At 32.2% G+C, this 22,707-nt stretch carries 26 protein-coding genes; 16 read left to right on the forward strand and 10 right to left on the reverse strand.

Going from position 1 to position 22,707, the window contains the following annotated elements; all coding sequences use genetic code 11:
• The first annotated feature begins 61 nt into the window (after positions 1–61).
• Positions 62–1,057 (forward strand): hypothetical protein, encoded by a 996-nt coding sequence (locus FN795_RS04035; protein WP_142449483.1) that lies wholly within the window; start codon positions 62–64, stop codon positions 1,055–1,057.
• A gap of 148 nt (positions 1,058–1,205) precedes the next feature.
• On the opposite strand, the gene FN795_RS04040 is transcribed toward FN795_RS04035, so the two are convergent.
• Together FN795_RS04040 and FN795_RS04045 are read right to left on the reverse strand one after the other, a co-directional pair.
• Entirely contained in the window at positions 1,206–1,757 is a 552-nt protein-coding gene (locus FN795_RS04040) for a Smr/MutS family protein (RefSeq protein ID WP_142449484.1), read from the reverse strand.
• Positions 1,747–1,932, reverse strand: a complete 186-nt coding sequence (locus FN795_RS04045; RefSeq protein WP_142449485.1) for a hypothetical protein — start codon at positions 1,930–1,932, stop codon at positions 1,747–1,749. Before FN795_RS04045 ends, FN795_RS04040 begins: the two co-directional genes overlap by 11 nt.
• A 106-nt stretch (positions 1,933–2,038) precedes the next feature.
• On the opposite strand from FN795_RS04045, the gene FN795_RS04050 reads away from it, so the two are divergent.
• Complete coding sequence (locus FN795_RS04050) at positions 2,039–2,323, forward strand: DUF2752 domain-containing protein (RefSeq protein ID WP_142449486.1); 285 nt, start codon at positions 2,039–2,041, stop codon at positions 2,321–2,323.
• A gap of 12 nt (positions 2,324–2,335) precedes the next feature.
• Here the strand turns inward: FN795_RS04050 and FN795_RS04055 are convergent, their stop codons facing one another.
• Positions 2,336–3,037, reverse strand: coding sequence for a DUF1003 domain-containing protein (locus FN795_RS04055; protein WP_142449487.1), 702 nt, complete (start codon positions 3,035–3,037; stop codon positions 2,336–2,338).
• Positions 3,038–3,219: 182 nt separating this feature from the next.
• On the opposite strand from FN795_RS04055, the gene FN795_RS04060 reads away from it, so the two are divergent.
• From FN795_RS04060 to FN795_RS04075, 4 genes are all read left to right on the forward strand, one after another.
• Positions 3,220–4,011, forward strand: a complete 792-nt coding sequence (locus FN795_RS04060) for a serine O-acetyltransferase (RefSeq protein ID WP_142449488.1) — start codon at positions 3,220–3,222, stop codon at positions 4,009–4,011.
• 1 nt (position 4,012) lies between these two features.
• Positions 4,013–4,900, forward strand: coding sequence for a cysteine synthase CysM (gene cysM, locus FN795_RS04065; RefSeq protein WP_142449489.1), 888 nt, complete (start codon positions 4,013–4,015; stop codon positions 4,898–4,900).
• A 118-nt stretch (positions 4,901–5,018) separates the two neighbouring features.
• Positions 5,019–6,005: an aldo/keto reductase gene (locus FN795_RS04070; protein ID WP_142449490.1), complete on the forward strand. Its 987-nt coding sequence runs from the start codon at positions 5,019–5,021 to the stop codon at positions 6,003–6,005.
• Between the two features lie 148 nt (positions 6,006–6,153).
• Entirely contained in the window at positions 6,154–6,558 is a 405-nt protein-coding gene (locus FN795_RS04075; protein WP_142449491.1) for a hypothetical protein, read from the forward strand.
• A 15-nt stretch (positions 6,559–6,573) separates the two neighbouring features.
• On the opposite strand, the gene FN795_RS04080 is transcribed toward FN795_RS04075, so the two are convergent.
• Positions 6,574–7,449 (reverse strand): sensor histidine kinase, encoded by an 876-nt coding sequence (locus tag FN795_RS04080; protein WP_244289939.1) that lies wholly within the window; start codon positions 7,447–7,449, stop codon positions 6,574–6,576.
• A 334-nt stretch (positions 7,450–7,783) separates the two neighbouring features.
• On the opposite strand from FN795_RS04080, the gene rlmD reads away from it, so the two are divergent.
• The 3 genes from rlmD to FN795_RS04095 are packed head-to-tail and all read left to right on the forward strand — an operon-like array spanning position 7,784 to position 10,551.
• Positions 7,784–9,196 (forward strand): 23S rRNA (uracil(1939)-C(5))-methyltransferase RlmD, encoded by a 1,413-nt coding sequence (gene rlmD / locus FN795_RS04085; RefSeq protein WP_035648611.1) that lies wholly within the window; start codon positions 7,784–7,786, stop codon positions 9,194–9,196.
• 10 nt (positions 9,197–9,206) lie between these two features.
• Positions 9,207–9,764, forward strand: coding sequence for a DUF6452 family protein (locus tag FN795_RS04090; RefSeq protein WP_142449493.1), 558 nt, complete (start codon positions 9,207–9,209; stop codon positions 9,762–9,764).
• A complete protein-coding gene (locus FN795_RS04095) occupies positions 9,736–10,551 on the forward strand; it encodes a DUF6048 family protein (protein ID WP_142449494.1) in 816 nt (271 codons plus the stop codon). Before FN795_RS04090 ends, FN795_RS04095 begins: the two co-directional genes overlap by 29 nt.
• Positions 10,552–10,624: 73 nt before the next feature.
• Here FN795_RS04095 and FN795_RS04100 read toward each other — a convergent pair whose 3' ends face one another.
• From FN795_RS04100 to FN795_RS04110, 3 genes are all read right to left on the reverse strand, one after another.
• Entirely contained in the window at positions 10,625–11,317 is a 693-nt protein-coding gene (locus tag FN795_RS04100; protein ID WP_142449495.1) for an aspartate/glutamate racemase family protein, read from the reverse strand.
• Between the two features lie 17 nt (positions 11,318–11,334).
• Positions 11,335–11,571, reverse strand: a complete 237-nt coding sequence (locus tag FN795_RS04105; protein ID WP_142449496.1) for a hypothetical protein — start codon at positions 11,569–11,571, stop codon at positions 11,335–11,337.
• Between the two features lie 145 nt (positions 11,572–11,716).
• Complete coding sequence (locus tag FN795_RS04110; protein WP_142449497.1) at positions 11,717–12,874, reverse strand: THUMP domain-containing class I SAM-dependent RNA methyltransferase; 1,158 nt, start codon at positions 12,872–12,874, stop codon at positions 11,717–11,719.
• Between the two features lie 135 nt (positions 12,875–13,009).
• On the opposite strand from FN795_RS04110, the gene FN795_RS04115 reads away from it, so the two are divergent.
• Together FN795_RS04115 and FN795_RS04120 are read left to right on the forward strand one after the other, a co-directional pair.
• Positions 13,010–13,774: a class I SAM-dependent methyltransferase gene (locus FN795_RS04115; RefSeq protein ID WP_142449498.1), complete on the forward strand. Its 765-nt coding sequence runs from the start codon at positions 13,010–13,012 to the stop codon at positions 13,772–13,774.
• A 92-nt stretch (positions 13,775–13,866) separates the two neighbouring features.
• Positions 13,867–14,535: a ZIP family metal transporter gene (locus tag FN795_RS04120; RefSeq protein ID WP_142449499.1), complete on the forward strand. Its 669-nt coding sequence runs from the start codon at positions 13,867–13,869 to the stop codon at positions 14,533–14,535.
• A 174-nt stretch (positions 14,536–14,709) separates the two neighbouring features.
• Here FN795_RS04120 and FN795_RS04125 read toward each other — a convergent pair whose 3' ends face one another.
• The 3 genes from FN795_RS04125 to FN795_RS04135 form a co-directional block, all read right to left on the reverse strand.
• Complete coding sequence (locus tag FN795_RS04125; RefSeq protein ID WP_142449500.1) at positions 14,710–17,091, reverse strand: outer membrane beta-barrel family protein; 2,382 nt, start codon at positions 17,089–17,091, stop codon at positions 14,710–14,712.
• A 152-nt stretch (positions 17,092–17,243) separates the two neighbouring features.
• Entirely contained in the window at positions 17,244–18,389 is a 1,146-nt protein-coding gene (locus FN795_RS04130; RefSeq protein WP_142449501.1) for a helix-turn-helix domain-containing protein, read from the reverse strand.
• A 54-nt stretch (positions 18,390–18,443) separates the two neighbouring features.
• A complete protein-coding gene (locus tag FN795_RS04135) occupies positions 18,444–19,592 on the reverse strand; it encodes a helix-turn-helix domain-containing protein (RefSeq protein ID WP_142449502.1) in 1,149 nt (382 codons plus the stop codon).
• Between the two features lie 169 nt (positions 19,593–19,761).
• Between FN795_RS04135 and murQ the strand changes: the two genes are divergently transcribed.
• The 5 genes from murQ (at position 19,762) to FN795_RS04160 (ending at position 22,685) form a co-directional block, all read left to right on the forward strand.
• The gene (murQ, locus tag FN795_RS04140; RefSeq protein WP_142449503.1) at positions 19,762–20,574 is read left to right on the forward strand and encodes an N-acetylmuramic acid 6-phosphate etherase; all 813 of its coding nucleotides are present in this window, start codon (positions 19,762–19,764) and stop codon (positions 20,572–20,574) included.
• Positions 20,575–20,632: 58 nt separating this feature from the next.
• Positions 20,633–20,854, forward strand: coding sequence for a DUF6095 family protein (locus FN795_RS04145; protein WP_142449504.1), 222 nt, complete (start codon positions 20,633–20,635; stop codon positions 20,852–20,854).
• Positions 20,855–20,880: 26 nt separating this feature from the next.
• Positions 20,881–21,453 carry a pentapeptide repeat-containing protein gene (locus tag FN795_RS04150; protein WP_142449505.1) on the forward strand — a complete coding sequence of 191 codons (573 nt, stop codon included), beginning with the start codon at positions 20,881–20,883 and terminating at the stop codon, positions 21,451–21,453.
• A gap of 2 nt (positions 21,454–21,455) precedes the next feature.
• Positions 21,456–22,031, forward strand: a complete 576-nt coding sequence (locus tag FN795_RS04155) for a DinB family protein (protein WP_142449506.1) — start codon at positions 21,456–21,458, stop codon at positions 22,029–22,031.
• Between the two features lie 282 nt (positions 22,032–22,313).
• Positions 22,314–22,685 carry a DNA topoisomerase IV gene (locus FN795_RS04160; protein ID WP_142449507.1) on the forward strand — a complete coding sequence of 124 codons (372 nt, stop codon included), beginning with the start codon at positions 22,314–22,316 and terminating at the stop codon, positions 22,683–22,685.
• The last annotated feature ends 22 nt before the right edge of the window (positions 22,686–22,707 follow it).

Here is a 22,707-nt window from a genome sequence, read left to right on the forward strand (position 1 = left end):
TGTCCAATCTTCAATATCATTTGCCAAAATTTTCACTATTTTTGACCCAAATAAAATTACGATGAAAAAATATGTAAGCCTTCTGTTCTTTGCGTTTTTACTAAACGGTTGTGATGATGGTGATTTAACTGTAGAAACGATTGATTTTAAAGATGTCACTGCAACAAGTTGTGACCCTAATACCAATACATTGATCTATAAACTTAAGCCTCAGGAAGCTATAATTTTGCAAATGCCAACAGGCACACTTGCAACTCAACCTGATACTTTAACTTACAATCTTAACAATAGTACTTATCGCTTTTTTTACAGAACTTATGATGGCGCGATAACAAAATCAAATATTTGTGATGCAATACCACCAGCAACTCCAAATATTAATCAGGAATGGTACGCAATTGGCGGAGAAATAGAAATTATTACTTCAGCAATTTACAAAACTCCTCCTCCTTCAGACGGACATACAGAAATTGAAGGTTATAATCATAATATTACTTTCAACGGAATAACTTTTTCTAAACCGGGACCAACTCAGGTTGAAGATAATTTTGTTTTTGGAGATTTTAAAACTACAGTTTCTCCAGTCGTTATTGCTTTTACAGATGAAGTTGCAAAGTATTGTAATGTTCAGAAAAAAGTTTACAATAACAATTTATCAAATTCATTAGTAATTGAAAATTTAGATAAAAACTTAATTCAAGATGTAGATACTCCTATTGGACAACCAAGAAAAAGCTTGATCAATTTAAGCAGTGGCAGTCCGGCAGTTGTGTCAAATAATGTTTATTACAGAACATACAACAACAATTTACCTGAACCAGTAAAAGATTATTATTGTAACGATGTTACACCAACAAGCCCAACTGTAAAAGAAACTTGGATAGGTGTTACAGGTAAAGAAAATGTAAGTGGTATTATTGAAGTCACTACAACACATACAAATCAAGTTTATAAGCATAAAGTCGTATTACGAAATGCAAGTATGAAACAAGGAAACAGTACTTTTAAACTGGCAACCGAATTTGTTCTAGGAACAGTGACAACTATTAAACCTTAAAAGTAATTTAAAAAGAAGGATAAAAACCACTTTTTAATTCCTACAAAAAAACTTCCGTTTTTCAAACTGATTTCACAACAGAATCAGAAAGAAAAACGGAAGTTTTTTTATGCATTTAAAACAACAATTTTAAAACATAAAAAACAACTTATTTATTGTTTTGTCTAAAATAAACTTCGGTTGCGCCAAGTCCATATTTTTGATAATTGGCGTCCTGAAAATCTATTCCGTCGTAACGGCCTAATAAAAAATCAAGTTCGGCTTTTAAAATTCCTTCGCCGACACCATGAATAAAAACGATTTTTGGAATCCTGTTTTTGATTGCAAATTCAATGTGCCTTCTTGCTGTTTCAGTTTGCAAAGTCAGAATATCATAATTTGACATTCCACGTTTATTTGGAACCAGTTTTTCGATGTGCAAATCAAATTCTGGAGCCGAAATTTCGCGTTTATCTTTCTTTTCTTTCACAAAACTTCTTGGTTTTGGCTCTGCTTTTTCTTTTGAAACAGAATCTAAATCAATTCTTTTAATAGAATTCATTAAATTACTGGTTTCTTGAATTTTAATCAATTCGTTGACAAAAAATGTCATCATAAAACCATCCTCAGTTTCAATCAAAACTTCCTTATTTTTTACAGAAACAACCGTTCCGTTTATAGCTTCGTCTAAAACCGAAACCTTATCTCCTTTACTCAACATCGTCTTCTTCTTTATCTTGATTTTTACTTGGTGTTTTCGCACTCAACTGCATCATTCCATACATGAAAACTACAATTGCAATAATCATGATATAGATATTTTTGTCTTCAGAAACTTGCTCATACAACGCTACTCCAATCGCAAGAATCATTATTAAAATTTTAAAAACTTTCATTTTTTTTAGCTTATAAGAATTCAAAAGTATAAAACTTTAAAATAGCAGTTTGGTTCTCCCAAAATGTTATCCAATATTTTTTTGTAAAATTGCAAAAAACATCCACTTGAATTTAGAAAATTATATGATCCCCTGCCTGTTCAAAACCCACTTCGGATTTGACTGTCTCGGCTGTGGTTTTCAGCGTGCTTTATTCTTACTTTTTCAGGGTGAGTTTTTAGCCGCTTTCAAAATGTATCCTGCACTTTATTCTACTCTTTTATTTTTAGGTTTTGTTGTTTTTTATTTTTTAAACAAATCAAAAAAAAATAAAAAACTGGTTTGGAATTTCGCTCTGCTGAATCTTGTTTTTGTAATTGCTGGCTATTTCCTTAAACACTTTTACTTGTAATTTTTGTAAGAATTATTTTTTGATCTGACTTAAAATATCGTTCATCATTTCGATTTGCACTTTTTGAATTTCGATCAATTCCTGTTGCTGATGCATTATTAAATGATCGATTTTATCATGAATCATTCGGATTTCTAATTCTGATTTTAAGTTAATCATAAAATCTTTTTTTGCCCTGCTTCTGTCTTTTTCTTCCTGACGGTTTTGACTCATCATTATGACCGGCGCCTGCAATGCTGCAATACAGGATAAAATTAAATTCAGCAAAATAAATGGGTACGGATCAAAACCTTTGTTCATCAAAACAAAAACATTTGCGCCAATCCAGATTACGATAAAAACAACAAACGAAATTATAAATGTCCAGCTTCCTCCAAAATCAGCCACTTGATCGGCCACTTTTTGTCCAAAATTTCGAGATTCGTCTTCATCTTCAACAATGCTCACAATCGATTTATCTTCTTTTAAAGAGGAAACAACGCTTTGTTCAAGATCTGAAAGCATTCCGATTTCTCTGGACAAATAGTTCGAAATATACATTTGGCGATATTCACTCAATTCCTGTACCGAAATACAATCATCATCACAAAAATCGGGATGATCTTTTATAATTAGACCTAAAATCGGATCATGAATTGATTTTCCATAGATTTTCTCGTTTTCCGAAAATTCAATACCAGAAATAGCGCTTTTAAAACTTGAATTGTTTTTCATTTTTATAAATTTTACATGCTAATTTAAGCATTTAAGTTTTTAAGTTTTACAATAAATTATCTTTCGCTGATTTATCACAAATACGGCAATCAATACAAAATTTCTTTAGTTAAAACCTGTCTGTATTTACAAAAAACGCCTTACTTTTAACGTTTCAAAATATCCAATCAATTTAATCAATTGTGACAAAAGACACTATCATACAAAATATCAAAGCTTTAAAAAGCCATTCAAACATAAATTACGGAATCAAAACTAAAACAGAAGACTTTACCGAGAAGCTTTTTTATACCCTTTTTGATTCGAATGCCGCTTTAGACGAAAGTATTAATGATCTTGAAATTCGTTTTAAAGAGATCGCAGTTTTGGCCTGTCAAAAACCTGAAAATTTATGCGAATCAATTTGGGACAAGTTTCTGGAAAAGCTTCCTGCGGTTTTAGAAAAACTAAATCACGATGCAGCTTATATTTTAGAAAATGATCCGGCATCAAACAGTATTAATGAAGTTTATTTAGGCTATCCGGGGTTTTACGCGATTGCCATTTACAGATTAAGCCACGAATTATACTTGCTTGATTTATTGTTATTCTCCAGATTAATGAGCGAATACGCGCACCGAATTACTGGAACTGACATTCATGCAGGCGCTCAGATCGCATCGCCATTTTTTATCGATCACGCGACGGGAATTGTTATTGGCGAGACAACTGTTATCGAAAAACATGTAAAAATATATCAAGGTGTAACTCTTGGTGCTTTGAGTGTTAGCAAAGACATGAAAAATGCAAAACGTCATCCAACTGTAGAAAAAAATGTTTGCATTTATGCCAATGCTACAATTTTAGGCGGAGAAACTATTATTGGAAAAAATAGTATTGTAGGCGGAAATGCCTGGATTACAAAATCAATTCCGGCAGATTCTATTGTTTTAAATACCACTACAACTGAAGTAAAAATAAAAGAAAAAAAATAAAATGAGTCCACAGAAATTGCTTAACCTAATTGGAAATACTCCATTGATGGAAACTGTCAATTTGGTTAAAAATAAAAACGTAAAACTTTTGCTTAAACTCGAAGGAAATAATCCTGGCGGAAGTGTAAAAGACAGAGCTGCATACAATATGATTGCATCTGCCCTAGAAAGAGGCGAAATTAAAAAAGGCGATAAACTAATCGAAGCAACCAGCGGCAATACTGGAATCGCTTTGGCAATGATTGCACAATTATTTGGTATAGAAATCGAATTAGTCTTACCTGAAGATTCTACTAAAGAAAGAACTCAAACAATGCGTGCTTATGGCGCTACAGTAATTTTAACGCCTGCCGAAGACGGAATTATCGGATCAAGAGATTATGCCGACAAAAAAGTTGCAGAAGGCGGTTATTTAATGCTAAATCAGTTTGCAAATGATGACAACTGGAAAGCACATTATAAAACAACCGGACCTGAAATTTGGAATGATACTGACGGAACCGTAACGCATTTTGTTTCTGCAATGGGAACTACAGGAACGATTATTGGAACTTCGACTTATCTAAAAGAAAAAAATCCAGCAATTCAGATTATTGGTGCACAACCAAGCGATGGATCTCAAATTCCAGGAATCCGCAAATGGCCTCAGGAATATTTGCCGAAAATTTTTGACGCTTCAAAAGTAGACAGCGTTATAGATGTAAGCGAAGAAGAAGCCAGAGCAATGACTAAAAGATTAGCACTTGAAGAGGGTGTTTTTGCTGGAATGAGCAGTGGTGGTTCTGTTGCCGTTGCCCTTAAAATCGCTGAACAATTAGAATCCGGTGTTGTGGTTGCAGTTATCTGCGATCGCGGCGATCGTTATTTGTCTTCGGATTTATTTGATTAAAAAAAGATTCTAAGGTTCTGAGTTGCTAAGATTCTAAGGTTTCCATACTTTATCTACAATTTAAGCATCTCAGCAACTTAAAATAAAAAACCTTAGCAACTTAGCACCTTAAAAAGAAATGAACTACAGAAAACTAGGAAAAACGAACTTTAATATCTCAGAAATCTCACTTGGAACTTGGCAAGTTGGAGGGAAATGGGGATCAGGATTTGATGATAAAACAGCCGATGCGCTTATAAATACCGCAATTGACAATGGCGTTAATTTTATTGACACAGCTGATGTTTATGAAAATGGTTTAAGTGAAACTGCCGTTGGACGTGTTGTACGCTCAAGATCAGAACGAATTTATGTGGCTACAAAATGCGGACGCCAAATTAATCCGCATGTAAACGATGGCTATCAGCCAAAAGTGCTTCAAAAATTTGTTGAAGACAGTTTAAAAAGAACAGGATTAGAAACTCTCGATTTGATTCAGCTACACTGTCCTCCTACCGAAGTTTATTATCGTCCGGAAATTTTTGAACTTTTTGATCGATTAAAAGATCAGGGGAAAATTTTAAATCTTGGCGTAAGTGTTGAAAAAGTTGAGGAAGCTTTGAAAGCAATCGAATATTCAAATGTAACTACGGTTCAGATTATTTTCAATTTGTTTCGTCAGCGACCTTCTCAATTATTTTTCTCTGAAGCAAAGAAAAAAGATATCGGAATCATTGCACGTGTTCCATTAGCAAGCGGTCTTTTAACGGGTAAATTTGATACGAAAACTACTTTTGACCCTCAAGATCATCGTAATTTTAATCGTAACGGAGATGCTTTTGATAAAGGCGAAACATTTTCAGGAATTGATTATGAATTAGGATTAAAAGCTGTTGAAGAATTAAAAGCATTATTTCCAGAAAATCCAAACCTTGCACCTATTGCGTTGCAATGGATTTTGAATTTTGAAGAAATCAGCTGTATTATTCCTGGCGCTTCAAAAGCAGATCATGTATTATCGAATTTATCGGTTTATGATCTTCCTAAAATAAGTCCGGAAAAAATCATCGCAATGAATGCGATTTATGAAAAGTATATAAAACCATCTGTTCATCATTTATGGTGATTTTTTGAGGCACTGAGGTTCTAAGGTACTAAGGTTCTAAGTTTTTTTTTATCTTAGTACCTTAGCAACTTAGCCCCTTTTTTAAAATTCACGCAACCTTTTTCGAATTCACACATCTATGTATATAACTAACCGTTAATCACTAACCATGAAAAAATTAAGTTTTATACTAGCTACGCTTTGTGCACTATTTATGTCCTGCAACAATGATGAAAGTAATAATAACCAAGAAGAAGACGTCCAAAAATTAGAAAAAATGTATCAGGAAATTGTAACACTTTCCCAAGTGAATTCACAAACCTGTACAGATTCTAAAGATTGGGATTTCACTGCAATTGGCGCAAAAGCTTGTGGCGGACCAGAAAAATTCATTATTTATTCTAAAAAAACAAACACAGCTGAATTTCTGGCAAAAGTAAAAACCTATACTGATGCAAAAGCAGCATTTAATGTAAAATGGAATGTTTCTTCAACCTGTGATGTTCCCGTTCCACCAGATGGAATTGGTTGCGTTGAGGGAAAACCTGTATTCTTAAAAAATACGGCTTTTTAAAAGTGTAATATAAAGCTAGAGTTCAAATTCAATTTTGAACTCAGCTCCTTTATTTTTTCCTTCGCTGGCTGCGCTCAATGTTCCTTTATGGCGTTCAATTATTTTTTTACATAAATAAAGACCAATTCCGGTTGACAACTCATTAGCAGTTCCTAATCGGCTCATTTTAGTGAATTTTTTGAATAATTCCTCAATTTGATGTTTATCGAAACCAATACCTTTATCAGCTACAACAATCGCTAATTTAGACTCTTCTTTGTAAATACGAACTTTAACCTCGCTGTCGAAATAAGAGAATTTTATTGCATTACTAATTAAATTTACCAAAACCTGAACTAGCAAACCTTCATCAATTCTAAGATCGGCTTCAGAAATCTCCAAATTTAAATCTAACGTAATATTTTTGTCTATCAAGCGCTGTTCAACTTGTTCGTTAATAAACGGCACAATACTCGGAAAAACAACAGTTTTAGCTTCCTGATTTATTTTCACCACCTGATCTTGTTCTTTCAGGAGTTTTATGAAATTTTCAATATATCGAAACTGCAAATTAGTCGATTCACAAATTAATTCGGCTAAATGTTTAACAGATTCTGACGGGTTTTCGCTTAAAATTAATCTTGCTAATCCTTGTGGATTTCCGGCAAAATTTTTCAAATCATGCGAAAGCATATAAATCAAATCTTGTTTTTCGTTGATAAAACTTTCAGATTCATAAATTGATTCCTGAATGTTACACATCAACAAACCAGCTTCGTCAGTATATTCAGTAGGTAAAACAGAAAGTTTTCGGTTGTTTCTATAATCATCCAAAGATTTTGAAGCAAGAGAAATTGGTTTTATCAATTGTCTCAAAACCAATAACGTTACCAGAGTTGCCAGTAATGTCATTATTAAAGCGAAAATCAAAATAGAAACAGAAGAAATATCGTAAGATGAAAAGAGTACAAAAAATAATATACCTATTAAAGGGATATGAATTCCAATAAATGCAACAAATAAAAATTTAAAAGAATAGCTTTTTTTAAGAAAGCTTATTTGTGACAGATTATGATATAACTTCATAAAAAAATAACAATACTATAGGTTAAAAATCTGGTAACTGGGGTATTTACCAAAAAACAAAGGTAACTTTTAAACTTGATTTATGTGTTAAATTACACAATTTGATAAAATATTTTGAAAATTAAATTTATAAAAGTTTACAAACCCTTATTTTTGCGCTATGGGAAGAAAAAATACAGACAAAGTTGTCTTTCATCAAATTGAAGTTTTAGACGCAGGAGCAAAAGGTGTATCAGTAGCAAAAGCACCAGATGGAAAAGTAATCTTTATTCCAAATGTTGTTCCTGGAGATGTAGTGGATGTACAAACATTCAAAAAAAGAAAAGCATATTACGAAGGAAAAGCCGTAAAGTTTCATGAATTATCAAAACACCGTATCGAACCAATCTGTGATCATTTTGGCGTTTGCGGCGGATGTAAATGGCAAAATATGAAATACAGCCAACAGCTGTATTACAAACAAAATGAGGTAAAAAATCATTTGCAACGAATAGGAAAAGTTGAACTTCCTGAATTTGAAGATATTTTAGGTTCAGAAAAACAATTTTTCTATAGAAATAAAATGGAATTTTCGTTTTCAAACAGCCGTTGGTTAACTGAAAAAGAAATCGGAAGCACGGAAGACTTAGGAAATAGAAATGCTTTGGGATTCCATATTCCAAAAATGTGGGATAAAATTCTGGACATCCAAAAATGTCATTTACAAGAAGATCCTTCAAATGCCATCAGAAACGAAATTAGAGCTTTTGCCAATGAACATAATCTGGCTTTCTTTAATCCAAGAGAACATTCTGGATTATTGAGAACGTTGATGATTCGTACTGCTTCAACAGGCGAAATCATGGTTTTGATTCAGTTTTTTGAAGATGACAAAGCAAATCGCGAGTTGGTTTTAGATAATTTATACGAGAAGTTTCCTCAAATTACTTCATTACAGTACGTTGTCAATGCCAAGCAAAACGACACGATTTATGATCAGGACATTAAACTTTACAAAGGAAGAGATTACATTCTTGAAGAAATGGAAGGTTTGAAATTCAGCATTAATGCTAAATCATTTTACCAGACAAACTCAGATCAAGCTTACGAATTATACAAAATTACACGTGATTTTGCAGGATTAACCGGAAATGAAACCGTTTACGATTTATATACCGGAACGGGAACTATTGCTCAGTTTGTTTCTAAAAAAGCAAAAAAAGTAATTGGTGTAGAAAGTGTTCCTGAAGCTATTTTAGATGCTAAAGCAAATGCAGAACGCAATAATATTACAAATTGTGAGTTTTTTGTTGGAGACATGAAAGTGGTATTCAACGAAAGTTTTATTGCGCAGCACGGAAAACCAGATGTTATTATTACAGATCCACCAAGAGACGGAATGCATGCATTAGTAATCGACCAAATTCTGAAAATCGCTCCAAAAAAAGTAGTTTATGTAAGCTGTAATTCGGCTACACAAGCGCGTGATTTAGCTTTAATGGACGAAAAATATAAGGTTACCCGAGTACGCCCGGTCGATATGTTTCCGCAAACGCATCATGTTGAAAATGTTGTACTTTTAGAACTTCGATAATAAAATATAAATGAGAAAAATAATTTCAATTTTATTGCTTTTTACTTTTGGCTTATCAAGTTGTGAAAAAGATGACATTTGTGATCCAGCTACTCCAACAACACCTCGATTAGTCATTAAATTTTTTAATGCTGATAGTCCATCAACACCTAAAAATGTTACTAATTTAAAAATAACCGGAAAGGATATGCCTGAAGCGATTATTTTTAATGAAACTGCAACTGGTGAAGCAAAATATCTGACAAACGGCAGCTCTATTTCTATTCCATTAAGAACAAATGAAAATTTTTCGACATTTACTTTTACTCTAGATTCTGGTAATGAAAATGCAGCAGCTATAAATTCAGATGAAGTAAGATTTAACTATACACATCAAGATCTTTATGTTTCAAGAGCGTGTGGCTTTAAAACTATTTTCGCACTTGATCCGCTTTCAGATGGACCTCCAGTTTCCTCACCATTTATTAAGGTAGACAGTGATTCTAAAGGCTTTTGGATGAAACAAATTTATGTAAAAGAATATAACATTGAAACAGAAAATGAAACACACATTGAAGTATATTTCTAGTTTTTGCTTATTGTTTTCAATGTTCTTGGCACAAGCTCAGGAAACACCAACAACTACAGTAACCAAAGAAATTGTTCCCGAAAAACCTAAAACAACTGTTGTAGCGAAACCAGCAATTCAGGAAGTTAAAGCAGATAGCATCAAAACTGATCGCTATGGACTTCGTGTTGGAGTTGATTTGTATAAATTGACTCGTGGTTTTTACGACAAGGATTACAAAGGAATTGAATTTGTTGCTGACTGGCGTTTAACAAAAAAATACTATCTAGCTGCAGAACTTGGTTTTGAAGACAAAACTACTGATGACGACCGACTAAATTCAACGGCAACAGGAACCTATATTAAAGGCGGTTTTGATTACAATTTGTATCAAAACTGGCTAGATATGGAAAATTTAATTACAATAGGTTTACGTGGAGGTTTTAGTACTTTTAGCCAGGAATTAAACAGTTATAAAATTTACAATCCGAATCCGTATTGGGGTGAACAACCTGTAATTGTAGATCATCAAAAATACAACGGACTTACAGCTGGCTGGATTGAAGTTGCAACGGGCATAAAAGCAAAAGTATTCAATAATGTGTTTGTAGGTTTTGGTGTTCAGCTAAAAATGTTGGTTGCCAATTCAAAACCTGCTAGTTTTGACAATTTGTACATTCCTGGTTTTAATAGAACTTACGATGGAAGTTTCGGAATAGGTTTTAACTATACTGTTTCTTATTTCATACCAATTTACAAGAAAAAAACAATAATTCCTGTATCTGCTAAAACTGCGCCTAAAAAATAAGATAAATCATTAAATATAAAAAAGCGACGAATTCAAATTGAGAATCCGTCGCTTTTTTATTTTATTATGAAAATTATGAAAGCTGAAAATCGACAGCCGCTTTTGAATGAATTAAAGCAGTATCAAAAACCGGAACCGAAAGATCCTCAGGTTTTATCACTAATGGAATTTCAGTACAACCTAAAATAATTCCTTCAGCACCTTTTTTTATTAATTCTTCTGCAATTTCTAAATAACGTTTTTTTGTTTCATCAGTTACAAGTCCGCGGCCTAATTCTTCAAAAATAGTGTGGTGAATAAAATCTTTATCTTCTTGTTTTTCTGGAATTATAGCTTCTATTCCTTTTTGTGTCAATTTATCTTTAAAGAAATCCAATTCCATTGTAAACTTGGTTCCTAATAATCCAACTTTTTTAATTTTTTGTTTTTGAATTTCAGCTGCAGTTTCACTTGCAATATGAATAATTGGAAGATCAATTGCTTTCTCTAATCGGTCAGCAATAAAATGCATGGTGTTGGCACATAAAACAATCGCTTCTGCCCCGCCCGATTTTAAGGATTCGCATCCTTTAAAGAGCATATTGAAAGTCGAATCCCAGTCGTTGTTTTCATTATTTTTTTTTATATCAGCATAATTGAACGAATAAATCAAACATTCAGAGAAATTCAATCCTCCTAATTTTTCATTTATTCCCTCATTAATAAGTTTATAATAATCTGCTGTTGAAACCCAACTGATTCCTCCAATAAGACCAATTTTCCTCATATTGCCAATTTAAAAATTTATCCAATTTCTCTAATTCCTTTTATAAAAATCCATTTCATAAAAAGCTTTTCTCCATCTTTTGTTTTTACAGCCTGAAATTTAGGTCCAATTATCGTTGCAACAACAAATGAAGTCATTGGAATCCAAAACCCTGTTAAACCAGTGTATTGCGCAATAATAAACCTCCCTGCAATAAACAGAATTGCAAATGTTCCTAATTGATATAAAAAAGCTCTTACTTGTAGTTTTGTCATTTTTTTTTAAAGTTGCTAAGGTTCTGAGGCACTAAGGTTCTAAGGTTTTTTTCCTTCTTGAACTTAAACTTTGAACCTAAATTATTTTAATATTAATTTGATAGCTAAATTTCTTAGTACCTTAGAATCTTAGCTCCTTAGAATCTTATTGTTGAAATTTCGTTCTCTTGCTTCCTTCGTACATTTCGTATTTAACCAAACGTGCTTCTAAACTTCCGTTGAAAAGTTTGATTTTTCTTGAAGGTTTTAATCCTACAAACTTCAAAGCTTCAAGGTTTGCGGTTATAAACCAAGCATTTGTTCCAGGATAATTTTTCTTTAAAGTGTCGCCAATATTAGCGTAGAATTTCTCCATATGAATATCTAAACGCTCATCATACGGCGGATTGAAAACAATATGAAGTTTTCCTTCTACTTCTTTTTCAGTATCAAAAAAGTTATCTTCAGAAACTGTTACATAATCTTCTAAATTGGCATTTCTGATATTATCTTTAGCTTTACTCACTGCACTTGGCGCCTTGTCAAAACCTTTGATGGTATAATGAAATTCTCTTGTTTTTTTCATCAGACTTTCGATAATAGTATCGAACAAATCATTGTCCCAATCTTTCCATTTTTCGAAAGCAAATTCTTTTCTGTTGATATTTGCCGGAATATTACAAGCAATCATTGCAGCTTCAGCAAGAAAAGTTCCAGATCCGCACATTGGGTCAAGAAAATGGCTTTGTCCGTCCCAACCTGATAATAACAGAATTCCAGCTGCCAAAACTTCGTTTATTGGTGCAATATTCGTTGCCGTTCTGTATCCACGTTGATGAAGTGAATTTCCAGAAGTATCTAAAGCAACTGAAACCTGATCTTTATCAATGTGAACATTGATTCTCAAATCTGGATATTGTTTATCAATACTTGGACGTTGACCCGTTCTTTCTCTAAATTGGTCAACAATAGCATCTTTACATTTTTGAGAAACAAACTCAGAATGATTAAAATAAGTCGAATGCACTGTCGCATCAATCACAAAAGTTTGATTCGCATTTAACAATTTAGACCAGTTTACACCCGAAATTCCTTTATATAATGCCTGCTCATTATTGGCTCTGAAAGAATAAATAGGTTTTAAAACTTTAAGCGCTGTTCTAAGCGACAAATTGGCTTTATACATAAAACCTTTATCGCCTTTAAAGCTCACCATTCTTACTCCCTTTTCAATATCCTGAGCGCCTAGAGCACGCAATTCCTTCTCCAATATTTCTTCAAAACCAAAAAAACATTTGGCTATCATTCTAAAATTTTCTTCCATCTTTATTTTTGTATTAAAAAACAACCCCAATCGCAGCTGTATCCAAACGTTTATTTAGGTATCCTCGCGAAATAGTTATTTTTCGGCAAAAATACACTAAATTTGCGGTACTTTGAATTAATTGAAATAGAATAAATGTCTGAAGCACCAAACTCATCAACACCAAATCAGGAGCGTAACACCGAAAACTGGTTCTCTTCATGGTTTGACACTCCGTATTATCACATTCTTTATAAAGACAGAAATTACAGAGAAGCTCAGATTTTTATGGATAATCTTACTCATTATCTAAATCTTCCTGAAAAAGCAAAAGTATTAGATTTAGCTTGCGGGAAAGGACGTCATTCAATTTATCTAAACCAACTTGGTTTTGATGTTTTAGGCGCTGATTTATCTGAAAACAGCATTGCCGAAGCCAGCAAAAACAGCAACGAAACCCTACATTTTAAAGTACACGACATGCGCGAACCTTTTGAAGAAAAGTTCGATGCAATCTTTAATTTGTTTACCAGTTTTGGCTATTTTGAAAGCGATGACGACAATTTAACGACCTTAAGAGCAATCAAAGAAAGTTTGTCTGAATATGGTTTTGCCGTAATTGATTTTATGAATGTGACTCAGGTTATTGAAACTTTGGTTCCGCAAGAAGTAAAAACAGTTGAAGGAATCGATTTTCATATCAAAAGATATGTAGAAGATGGACATATTTTTAAAGAAATTGATTTTGAAGATCAAGGCAGAAAATTTCATTTTACTGAAAAAGTAAAAGCCTTAACTTTAAAAGATTTTCAGGATCTAATGGATGAAGCAGGAATTTATCTTTTAGATATTTTTGGCGATTACAAACTCAAAAAATTCCATAAAACCGAAAGTGAACGATTAATCATGATTTTTAAATAAATTGGTGAATCGTTTAATTGTTTAACCGTTTAATCGCTAAACAAAAAAACAATTAACCGATTAAACAAATCAACGATTAAACAAACTAAAAAATGAATTATCTATTACCCTTATTTTCTGTACTTTTAGGATATAGCGTGGCTTTGTTTATTAAACCAAATAACAAAACCAATTTAAAATTACTGCTTGCCTTTAGCGGTTCATTTTTGTTGTCTTTAACCGTAATGCATCTTTTGCCGGAAGTTTACGAATCGCATAATCATAATATCGGGATTTTCATTATGGTCGGGATTTTATTCCAGATTGTATTGGAATTTTTCTCCAAAGGTGCTGAACATGGCCACGTACACGGCCATGCAAAAATGTCACAAATTCCATGGTTGTTATTCATTAGTTTGTGCATCCATGCCTTTTTAGAAGGTTTTCCAGTGAGTCATCATCATGGTTTAGCAATCGGAATTGCGATTCATCATTTGCCAATTGCTGTGATTCTAACCACTTTTTTCATTAATGCCGATTTGAATAAAAAAGCCATTTTTGCCTTCATGTTGACTTTCGCAATCATGACGCCACTTGGAACAATCGCTTCTGAATATTTAGCTTTTCTAAACGAATATTACACCGAAATAACGGCTATCGTTATCGGAATTCTATTCCATATTTCATCCACAATTATCTTTGAAAGCAGTGAAGGACATAAATTTAATGTTGCCAAAGTTTCAATGATCGTTCTCGGAATTCTATTGGCATTCTTTTTATAATCTGGGCGTGCCACCATTTAAGAAAAGGCCCAATAAACTTTGCGTTCATTGGGCCTTTTCTTAAATGCTGTCGGGCTATCCGCGCTACTTCGGTAGCTAGCTCCTATCCCTCACGCAAAAAAACGTTTCAGGTTTCAAGTTTCAAGTTTCACAATTAAAAATTCATAATTTTATCTAATTCGCTCTCTTTTTCTCCTCCTGATTTCCGAAAGCGCGTTCCTTCATATTGATTTTTTTATTTCCGAAATTATAAACAACTGTTAAACGAGCAAATCTGTTGCTTTCGTTTTGGCTATAAACTTGTTTTACACCATTTACAACCGAAACATCATTTTTTAAATAAGATGTATTGAAAATATCATTTATTAAAAAGGAAATCTGCATTGCTTTGCTCAACAAATCCTGCTTAAAACCAATATTCAAACTAGAAGTATAACCCGTTTCATACAAACCACTTTTATAAGGCGCAGTATAATTAAAATCAACTTGTAATTTACTTGATTTGCCAAATGAAAATGTATTGTTTGTCGAAAAATCAACTTGAAGACCGTTTACTGGTGTTGCATTAATATCTTTTATGAATTTAATATCTGAACCTGAAAAATACAATGAATTTTCGCTTTCCCACCAATCTGCAAAAGTCGCAGAATATGTTTCTCCAATTCCATAATTAAGACCTTTAAAATAATTTTCTCGCGTTACAACCTGTGTCAATGTTTCCGGATTCGAAGTAAATATTACGCCATAACCATCTGTAATATAATTTGCAAAAACACTGGTTCTCAATATCTTTTTATATGAATATGCAAATTCAAAATTGTCACTAAAAGAAGGTTTCAAAAATGGATTCCCTTCTGAATAACTATTGCTGCTAATATAAACTCGAAACGGATTTAGTAAAGAAAAACTAGGTCTGCGAATTCTCTTTCCATAATTAAAACTAAAACTATTGTTTTCATTTTTCTGATAAGAAGCAAAAAGAGTTGGAAACAATTTAAAATAATTATTTATCGTTTCCTGGTTTAAAGTTTTAGAGAAGCCGCTCGTTTGTGTATTTTCTAATCGCAATCCTAATTGAAAATTCCATTTTTCATTGATTTTTTTATCTCCGCTAATATAAATCGCCTGATTATTTTCTGTATATTCAAATTGGTTGGACTGATTTGTGTCTAATACTGGAGTTCCGGTAATGGTATTATAAAAAAGTGCATCACTTTTACTGTTTGTAAAACTTACTTTTGCTCCATATGATAAATTCAACGCTTTAAGCGGATGTTCCATATCAGCCTTAAAACTCAAATTATCAATATCCTGATTCGAAATATTTCGTCCAGATTGATTGACATCTATAAAAGTGCCGTCTGGTGCATAATTATTTGCAATAAACTCTCTGTCAAATTTTGAATTATAATTAAAGAAATCCACATCAAAAGATAATTTACGGTTTAATGGATCAAGTTTAGTAATCAAATGCAAATTATAGGTTTCATTGCCCGATTCTCTATCTAAGAAACTTTCATTAAGTATATAGTTATTTAATTCATTTTGCGCATTGTAGTTGTCAATTCTAATATCGGTATTAAAATTAGGATTGCTTTTATCTTTTAAAATTTGAAACCCGATTGTCGTTTTCTCCGAAAAATCATAATCTAAGGCTATTTTTCCCGATACATTATCTTCATCTAATTTTGTTACTGCCTTCATTTTTGATGGGCCTTCAACGAAATACATATCCAGATTTTCCTCAATATTTCTATAACCCGTTTTTCCATTAATTGTAGCCGAAAACCTAAACTTATTTTTATTGTAAAAGAAATTATTTCTTAAAGCAAAAATTCCATATTTATTTTGATCATAAGAAGCTGTGGTTGTATTTTTCCAGGAATCACGAGCACCTTTTTTCATCACAACATTAATTAATCCGCCAGTTCCTTCGGCTTCATATTTTGAAGATGGATTACTTATAATTTCAATGTTCTTAATATCGCTTGCCGAAATAGATTTCAAGAAATTATTCAGTTCTTCACCTGTTAATTCGATCATTCTTCCGTCAATCATGACGCGCGAAGTTCCTTTTCCTAATATATTGATCGCATTATTCTGTACCACAACGCCAGGAGCTGTATTTATAGCGCTCAAAGCATCTCCCCCAACTGTTGTTGCATTATTTTCAGGATTGTAAACTAAACGATCTATTTTTTGCTCAATTGTTTTCTTTTTAGACTGAACAACAACTTCAACTAATTTTGTTTCATTTTCTTTGAGCGTAATTATTGCAAGATCTGTATCTTTTTCTAAGGAGATTTCCTTTTCATAATCTGTAAATCCTAAAAGGCTGATGTTTATTTTATAAGTTCCTTTTTTAAGACTGATTTCAAAACTACCATCTTGTTTACTTGTTGTTCCGTCAATAATTTTTCCTTCTACATTTGAAATCGAAATATCGGCCCATTCTAATGGAGATTTTTCGTCAGATATTTTTCCTTTTAACTGAAATGATTGTGCCAAACAAAATAAAGGCAATATTAAAAAGATAAGGAGATTTAATTTTTTCATGGTTTCTAATTTTAACTTGTTCGATTAATTTGAAGCAAAGTTGCCTTAGAAAATCCTCCTGTGCGACCGACAAAAAAAGTCGAACCATTTTCTCTGAAAGAAATTGGTTCGACTTTATTCTCTACAAAGTACGACTTTTTACAAACCTTTAATTATGAAGCATTTCGGAAAGCTGTAGGCGTTAAATTAGTGTACTTTTTAAAATAAGTATTAAAAGATGATTTTGAATTAAAACCCACTTCGTATAAAATTTCTAAAACGGTCAAATCACTTTTTAAGGGATTTTTTAAAATACTCATAGCTTTTTGAATGCGATATTCATTTACAAAATCAAAAAAATGCTGGTCGATATGATGATTAATCAAAATTGATAAATCCCGAACCGGAATATCGATTTGGTTAGAAAGCTCCTGAATTGTAAGCGACGGATCCAGAAAAGGTTCTTTCTCTGTCATGTATTGTTTCAAAACAGCTATTTTAGCTATAACTTCTTCGCTTTGGTTGTCTTTAACTTCGACAATACTTTCATCTTCATGCACGATATCACGAGCTAATTGCAATTTTGAATCGATACCTCTAAAAAGCTCAGGATGATTCAGCGCTTTTAAAACAAACCAACAGGTTATTGTTAAAACGAAAACCTGCATTATTACATTGGCCCAAATCCATAATACTTCAAGATCAATATATCTTAAAACGTTCTTCGCTATTGATAAATAATACAAAATAAAGAGCACAATCGATATTTGAAATAACCATTTAAAAATAGAAGTTTTAGGATTCGCATAATTTTCCTGATAAAGTTCTTTGTATTTTTTTAAAACCAAAAATACGGTAATGCTATAAAATACAATTTGTATGCTTAACATCAACTGAAAACCGTACAATTCGGGCATTTGATTTCGATGGTCATAAAATTGTAGCTTTTCTGCATTATTTAAAAAATATAATCTAAGTAGAAAAACTCCATTTGTGATTAAAAATGGAATAGCGTGAAGTAAATGTTTCGCCTGTAATCTAAAATCAGTAAAACAAACTGATATAATATACAAATAGAAAGCAGGAATTATCAAAGCACAAGTACTCCATCTGAAAAATTCCAGATTAAAATGGTTCTTGATGAAATCTTCATTAATAAAAATTCCGACATTATCAATTGCAAAAAATATTAAGTAGAAAGCAAATAAGCGATTTGCTAATTTATTTTCGGTTTTTACTGTGAATAGAAAAAAAGCCAGCAATAACGAAACAAAAACCGACATTCCGCTCAAAACACTTAAAAGGCTACCTATATCCATTATTTTTTTGATTATTTAAGAAATATAATATTTAGATCTTTAACTATTCATTTATTATGACGCATTTCGATAAGCTGTGGGCGTTAAATTTGTATGTTTTTTGAAAGAAGTATTAAAAGAAGATTTAGAGTTAAAACCCACTTCGTATAAAATTTCCAACACAGTAAATTGATTTTTTGATGGATCTTTTAAAATATCCATCGCTTTCTGAATGCGATATTCATTCACAAAATCAAAAAAATGTTGCTTCATATGGTGATTAATCAAAATCGATAAATCACGAACTGGATAATTAAATTGATTTGCGAGATCCTGAATCGTAAGCGAAGGATCAAGATAAGGTTCTTTCTCTTTCATATAATTTTTTAATGCCAAAATTTGAGAAGAAATGACTTTATCTTCAGTAATTATTGCTTTTTCAGTGACGTCTTCTTTTTCTTTTGAAAGAAACTCTTTTGTTGATTGCAATCTAGAATTAATTCCTCTAAAAAGTTCCGGATGATTTAACGCTTTCATGACAAACCAGCATATTACACTTAAAGCCATGACTACCATAAGAACATTTCCCCATAGAAAAATTTCCCGTGACGCAGTATAACGCAATAGATTTTTTGAAGCTGTAATAGAATGCATAACCACAAAAACACAAGTCATCTGAAAAAGCCATTTATAGGTAGAAGTACTTGGGTTCGTGTAATTTTCCAGATAAATTCTTTTGTATTTTCTTAAAATTAAAAATATACTGATAATATAAAACCAATATTGAAATTCAATTAAAATCTGAAAAAAGTAAATCTCAGACATTTCATTAAAATGAGCTAAAACATATTGCTTTTCAGCGCCGGATTTCAAATAAACTCTCGGCATAAAAACAAGATTCATAACAATAAAAGGAATTGTATAAATCAAATGTTTCCATTTTAATCGAAAATCAGAATAGCAGACTGCCAAAACATAAAGATAAATTAAAGGCATTTCCAGCAAACACACTGTACTTCTGAAAAACTCGATATTTATATATTCCAAAGGAAATGAATAAGTTAAAAGCCCACTAAAATCAATTGCTGAAAAAATAATAAAACAAGCAAATAGTCTATTAGCTAATTTATTTTCCGTTTTTACCGTAAGTAAAAAAAGTGCAAGTAATAATGAAACAAAGACAGCAATGCGAGCAACACTATCCAAAAAAACTAGTTTATCCATTTATCTTTTTAATATTTCAACAAATATAATATTTTCGTTCTTTTTATAGGGTTGTAAGACAGGATTCGCAACTTCCTAAACAAAACTTTAAATCTTTGTGACTTTGCAATCTAAATTTCGAGATTGAGAGAAAAAAATATTAATTTTGACCAGTCTAAATAACGATAAAATGACATTTACAAAAACAACAGAACAAGCCTCAAAATACCAGCATTTAGAACAAATGTCAGTTCAGGAACTGCTCATCAATATTAATGAAGAAGACAAAACTGTTCCTTATGCAGTAGAAAAAGCCCTACCTCAAATAGAAGCTTTGATTCCGCAAATAGTTGCAAAATTAAAACTGGGAGGCAGATTGTTTTATATTGGAGCAGGAACTTCCGGGAGACTTGGCGTTGTTGATGCTTCAGAATGTCCTCCAACATTTGGGGTTCCTTTTGATTTAGTAAACGGAATTATTGCTGGCGGCGATACAGCCATAAGACGTGCAGTAGAAAACGCTGAAGATAGTACAACAAACGCATGGATTGATCTTCAGAAATATAAAATTGACTCTAATGACGTTGTAATCGGTATTGCAGCATCTGGAACAACACCTTATGTTATTAGTGGTTTAGAAACTTGCAATCAAAATAATATTGTGACAGGTTGCATTACGTGTAATGCAGGAAGTCCGCTGGCATTGACTGCTCAATTCCCTATTGAAGTAGTAGTGGGGCCAGAATTTATTACAGGAAGCTCCAGAATGAAAGCCGGAACTGCTCAGAAATTAGTTTTAAACATGATTTCGACAGCAGCAATGATTCAACTTGGAAAAGTTAGAGGAAATAAAATGGTCGACATGCAATTGAGCAATGTAAAATTGGTTGATCGCGGCGTAAAAATGATTATGGAAGAAATTCCGGTTTCATATGAAGAAGCTTCAGAATTATTAAAAAAATATGGCAGCGTAAGAAATGCTGTTGACAATTATAATAAATAAAAAAAGTTTTGTTTCAGATAATTTAAAAACTTGAAACCTTAAACTTGAAACAAAAAAGATGGCAACAAACAAACAATTACTAGGAAAAGGAATTAAATATTTAACAGGCGCATTGCCTCTAATGTTTATTGGTCCATCACTGATTTATAATGCTTTTCAGAATCAGCATACAAATTGGCATTATCTTGTTTTAGGAATTGGAATTGTGGCTTGCTTAAGTTCGATGTTTTTGATTTTTTATGGATTGAAAACTATCATGAAAGGTTTATTTAATGACTAATAAATGAAATATTTAAAAAAACATTCATGGAAGATATAATCCATATTCAAAAAACATTCGAAAAGGTTGTTTACATCAGTAAAAAAATCAACAATCGTGAATTTGAAGATTGTGTTTTTAAAAACTGCGATTTTTCGAATAGTAATTTTAATTCTAACACTTTTCTTGACTGCGAATTCATTGACTGCAATTTATCGATGACAGGTTTAGCAGGAACGAGTTTAAAAAACGTCACTTTTAGAAACTGCAAACTTCTTGGAATTGCTTTTAATGAATGTGATGATTTTTTGTTTCAGGTTCATTTTGAAGAATGTGTTTTGGATTATGCTTTGTTTTCGAACAAAAAAATGCCTAAAACCAAGTTTATCAATTCTTCAGTGCGCGAAGTAACTTTCATTGGAACTAATTTAACAAGTTCGCTTTTTGATAATTGTGATCTCGACGGTGCTATTTTTAACGAAACGCAATTGGCCGGAGTAAATTTTAAAACGGCTTACAATTACAAAATCGATCCTGAGTTCAACCCAATGAAAAAAGCACAATTTTCGACTCAGGGAATCGAAGGACTTTTAGATAAATATGATATTAAAATTGTATAATTATGAGTGCCGATTCCTCTTATTTAGAAAGTGCAAAAAAACAGTTTTTATACTATAAAATGTTGGGCGAAAAAGCGATAGCTCAACTAGAACCTGAACAACTTTTTGCCGAAACAAATGAAGACACCAACAGTATTGCTACAATTATAAAACATATTTCAGGAAATATGCTTTCGCGTTGGACTGATTTTTTAACTTCTGATGGCGAAAAAGAATGGCGAAACCGCGATGCAGAATTTGAAAATGATTTGCAATCAAAAGAAGAAGTTTTAGAAATCTGGAAAAAAGGTTGGGATTGCTTAGAAAATGCTTTGGAAAGTTTAAACCCAGAACAACTTTCGGATATTATTTATATCCGAAATGAAGGTCACACGGTTATTGAAGCAATAAACAGACAATTGGCACATTATCCTTATCATGTTGGACAAATTGTATTTTATGCTAAACAACTAAAAAATAGTTCTTGGGAAAGTTTATCGATTCCGAAGAATAAATCAGGAAATTATAATGCTGAAAAGTTTGCCAAAGAAAAAGAAATCAAGAACTTTACCGATGATGAATTAAAAAGATTGAAATGATAGAATATTATGCAAATTTTGGTGGCACATGTTGGTGGATCTTAATTAAATTCTGCAAGACAAATTTAACTGAAGAGCAGAGTTCTAAAAACAAAAAACGGAATTTGCTTTTTCTAACTTTTATAACTCTTGTAATTTTCTTCTTGTTCTTTAATTAAAAAAGAGCTCTTGAAAACTAGAGCCCTAGCCCTGATGGAAGTGGTATCCTTTTTCTTGCTTCTTTAGCAAGGAAAAGATTTAGCGGACAGCAGGATTAGCTCCTAAAAAACAACTTAATTCAAAATGAAAAAAATTATATTCTTATTTCCTTTTCTGGCTTTAGTATCTTGCTATAACGCCGAACACAATTGCAAAGATTTCAAAACCGGAAAGTTCAAATTTGAAACCGAAGTCAATGGAGTTAAAAAAACAACTTTCTTTGAGCGAAAAGACAGTATTGAAATCGAGACTTTTGAAGGAAAAACAGATACAGCAACAATTCGCTGGGTAAGTGATTGTGAATATGTTTTGCAGAAAAAACATCCAAAAAACATGGCTGAGGAAAAAGCAATCAGCATGAAAATTTTAACGACTTCGAAAGATTCTTATACTTTTGAGTTTGGATTGGTTGGTTCTGAAGAAAAACAGCGCGGTAAAGTTTTTAAAGTTGATTAAAACTGTATTTAAAATATACAAA

It is taken from the genome of Flavobacterium resistens (assembly GCF_900182645.1).
GTDB classification, from domain to species: Bacteria; Bacteroidota; Bacteroidia; order Flavobacteriales; family Flavobacteriaceae; genus Flavobacterium; species Flavobacterium resistens.